General features: G+C 69.3%; 4 protein-coding genes. 3 read left to right on the top strand and 1 reads right to left on the bottom strand.

The genetic code is table 11. The features are described from left to right. Positions 1-231 precede the first annotated feature (231 nt). Positions 232-1608, top strand: coding sequence for an alginate export family protein (locus ACILRF_RS15145; RefSeq protein ID WP_395674348.1), 1377 nt, complete (start codon positions 232-234; stop codon positions 1606-1608). Positions 1609-1627: 19 nt separating this feature from the next. Here ACILRF_RS15145 and ACILRF_RS15140 read toward each other — a convergent pair whose 3' ends face one another. After that, complete coding sequence (locus ACILRF_RS15140; RefSeq protein ID WP_395674345.1) at positions 1628-2347, bottom strand: Crp/Fnr family transcriptional regulator; 720 nt, start codon at positions 2345-2347, stop codon at positions 1628-1630. Positions 2348-2570: 223 nt separating this feature from the next. On the opposite strand from ACILRF_RS15140, the gene ACILRF_RS15135 reads away from it, so the two are divergent. Continuing rightward, a complete protein-coding gene (locus ACILRF_RS15135; RefSeq protein ID WP_395674343.1) occupies positions 2571-2804 on the top strand; it encodes a DUF6894 family protein in 234 nt (77 codons plus the stop codon). 176 nt (positions 2805-2980) lie between these two features. Further along, positions 2981-3887: amidohydrolase family protein (locus tag ACILRF_RS15130; RefSeq protein ID WP_395674341.1), on the top strand; the 907-nt coding region annotated here is incomplete at its 3' end.

Genomic DNA, 3887 nt, shown 5'->3' with positions numbered 1-3887 from the left:
TGACCCCAGCGCGCACGCGGACAAATGCTGGCGGCTTTCGGCGTCCGACGCCAAGGCCGGCCAACAAAGACGGGAAGCCCCGGCCCTCGCGCCGGGGTTTCTTGCGTCTGGGGCTCAGGAATCCGCTTGCCTGTATCCGGCGACGGCGTGTAGCCAGCGCGCCACGGGATGAAGCGGTGTCCCGTCGAGGCTTCGGCCCAACGACCGCGTGAACCCGCATGGGGCGAACGCATGAGTCAGTACGGCGCACTCTCTCAAATCACCTTCGGCCGCACGAGGCGCCGCCTCCAGCTGTGCGGCGCAGCGGCGCTGGTGGCGCTGAGCGCGGCGCCGGCCAAAGCCGCCGACGACGGCTGGGACCTCTCCGGCTCCATGCGGCTGCGCTACGAGGCGGTGACCAACCAAGTTCGTCCGGGCTTCAACCGCTCCGACGACCTCGTCAGCGTGCGGACCACCCTGGCGGCCGAGCGCAAGGCCGGACCGCTGCGCCTGGTCGGGGAGATCTACGACAGCCGGGCCTATGGCGCGAACCGGCGCACGCCGATCAGCACCAACGAGGTCAACACCTTCGAGGTGGTGCAGGCCTATGCGGCGGTGGAGGCGAAGACCGAGCCGTTCGGCAAGGTGACGCTGGCCGCCGGCCGGTTCATGCTGAACCTCGGCTCGCGGCGCCTCGTGGCCGCCGACGACTACCGCAACACGACCAACAGTTACACCGGCGTCCGTGCCGACCTCGCGCCGTGGGGCGTGCGGACCACCCTGATCTACATGCAGCCGCAACTGCGCCTGCCCGACGCGCTGGAGTCGGTGCTCGACAACAGCCAGCGCATCGACCACGAGGGGCGCGACCTTGAGCTGTGGGGCGGCATCGCCGCCAAGCCAAAGGCGATCGGCGACGCGACGCTCGAGGGCGGCTATTTCCACCTTTCGGAACGCGACCGGCCGAACCGCCCGACCCGCAATCGCCAGCTCGACACCTTCAGCGCGCGGGTGATCGTCGACCCGCGCCCGGGACGGTTCGACTATGAGCTGGAGGCGATCGGCCAGACGGGGACGATCCGGGCGGGGACCCGGCCGACTGACGCCGAGCTGAAGGTCCGCGCCGGCTTCGTCCACGCCGACGCCGGCTATACCTTCCGGCACAGCTGGAAGCCGCGGCTGTCGGTGGAGTTCGACGCGGCGACCGGCGACAAGGCCGGCGGCCGGTACGGGCGGTTCGACACCCTGTTCGGCATGCGGCGCGCCGACTTGGCGCCCAGCGGCCTCTACAACGCCATCGCGCGAACCAACCTGCTGACGCCGGGCGTCCGCCTGGAGATCGCCCCCTCCCCGGCCTGGGACGCGTTCGGCGCGGCTCGGGCGATGTGGCTGGAGGCGCCGGAGGATTCGTTCTCGACCACCGGAGTGCGCGACCCGGCCGGCCGCTCCGGCCGCTACGCCGGCGCCCAGGTCGAGGGCCGCGTCCGCTACTGGCTGATCAAGGACCGCGCCCGCCTGGAGGCCAACGCGGTCTGGCTGGACAAGGGACGGTTCCTGCGGACGGCGCCGAATGCGCCGCGGTCCGGAGATGAGCGTTACATCTCGCTGAACACCCTGCTCAGCTTCTAGGGTCGGCGTGGGCCGAGACTCAGGCGGCGGGGCAAGCCCCGCGCTCGGCCGCCTCGGGAAGGCCCATCTCGGGCAGCCGCTCCTCGACGTTGCGGTAGCATTCGCAGGCGACAGCGCGGAGGCCCGCGAGGTTCTGGAGGCGAACCCCGCCGCGCCCGGTGACGAGCAGGCCCTGATCGGCAAGACGACCGATGGCGGCCGTCAGGGACGTCCGCTGCACGCCGAGCATTTCGGAGGCGAACTCCTGCGTGAACACCAAGGACGGTCCCTCGCTGCGGTCGTGAAAGCGCAGCAGCCACTTGGCGAGCCGCTGCTCCATGGCGTGAGCCGCATTGCAGACGGCGTTCATGCGCGCCTCGTCGACCAGATAGGCGCCGTAGCGGGTGAGGACGTCGGCGAGCGGCGGGTAGCGGGCTGCCAGCAAGCGCAGTCGGTCGGCGTCGATAGCCAGTCCGGAGCCGCCGGCCTGAACCTGCGCTTCGGTGAAAGCCGTCGCACCCGCACCGATGCCGACCAACCCCTCCCGCCCCACGAGGCTCGCTTCCACCCGGGCGCCGTCGTCGAGCAGCCTGAACTGCGCCACGACGCCTGTCTCGATGAAGATGCTGCGCAAAACGGGATCGCCCTGCCGTTGCAGTACGTCGCCTGGACGAAGCGTAAGCTCCGTCATCTCGGCGGTGACGATCGCGCGGACGGCTAACGGCAGCTCGCAGAGCAGGTGATTGCGGATTTCAGCCACGTCGCCCTCCACTGCCGTGCTTGGAGGAAACACGGCCGCCATACGGAGGTTCCGGCCGCGCGTTCGGCGTTTCACCGGCTGCACGCCGCGGCCGCGCCCGCTCGTTCGCGCGAACAGGGGCGAGCGGCGGTTCGGCGTCTCGCGTAAGGCCCGGGGCCCGCAGGTTGGGCTATCAAATGGCAGGTTCCTAAACCGAGCCGCCGGGCTGCTGGTTAGCTCGCCCATGTCCCGCTTCTACTTTCACACCAAGGACGGTCAGCTACTTTGCGACGAAGACGGGACCGAACTTCCCGACGTCGAAAGCGCAAAGGGCGAGGCCCTCACCTTTCTCGGTGAGCTGCTGCGTAACAACCCTGGCACGGTTCTTCGGACAGGGACCTTCCAGGTCATCGTCGCAGACGAAGCCCGCACGCCGCAGTTCACCGTGGAGGTGTCTATCCAGCCGGCCCCTATTTAGAGTCCGCGCGCTGACCAGGCCCCTCAGGGCGACTCGCTGACCCCGGGCTGGACGCCGCTTTGGTCTTCGCCAACGTGCCCCGGCCCTGGTGCCGATCGGTCACCGGGCGAGCCGCAGATCACACCTTCCAAGTGCGCGCAGCTTGGTGCGCCATGGGGAAAACCCGGGAGGCGACGATGCGCAGACTTCTAATCCTGACGGCGGCGGCGATGGCGCTGCAGGCCAGTGGGGCGATGGCGCAGAGCCCAGGGCGGTCGGCCGCCGGGACCGCCGACCTGGTGCTGGTCAATGGCAAGGTCGTCACGGTCGACCCCAAGGGGACGGTCGCTCAGGGCGTAGCGGTGAGGGGCAACCGCATCGTCGCGGTCGGCGACGTCGCCCGACTGCGCGGGCCGAACACCAAGGTCATCGACCTGAAGGGCCGCACCCTGCTTCCCGGCTTCGTCGACGCCCACTCCCACATCGCCGGGATGGCGCAGACCGAGAACCGGCACATCAACATCCAGGTCCCGCCGTTGAAGGACGGGGCGGCGGTGATCGCCAAGCTGAAGACCGTGGCGGCGACGCTGCCGCCGGGCGCCTGGCTGGTCGGCCAAGGCACCTATAACCAGGTGATGCCGAGCCGGGCCGAGCTGGACGCCGCCTTCCCCGACAATCCGGTGGACCTGCAGTGGAGCGCCCACGATCACCTGATCAACCACAAGGCCGCCCAGCTCATGGGCATGAACCGCGACTTCCCCGATCCCAAGCCGGGGATCCCGGGGCGCTATGAGCGAACGCCGGACGGCGAGGTCATGATCGTGCGGGACGCACCGGCGCCCTGGCCGAAGGACAAGGTCAAGCCGTTCACCTATGCCGAGCGCAAGGAGGCGATCCGCAAGATCCTCGACGACTTCTACCTGAAGCGCGGGATCACCGCCGTCGCCGACATGTCCGACAACGAAGCCTACAAGATGATGGGCGAGTTGCGCGCCGAAGGCCGCCTGCCGATGCGAGTGCGGATGAACTATCTGATCGGCCCGATCGTCGTCCCGGGGATCACCAACGTCTCAGCCCAGGACGCTGATCCCGTCGGCAAGCTGG

The sequence above is a fragment of the Phenylobacterium sp. genome, from assembly GCF_044236515.1.
GTDB lineage: Bacteria > Pseudomonadota > Alphaproteobacteria > Caulobacterales > Caulobacteraceae > Phenylobacterium.
Note: the sequence above shows the minus strand (reverse complement) of the source record. Positions and strands in the feature narration are given on the sequence as shown.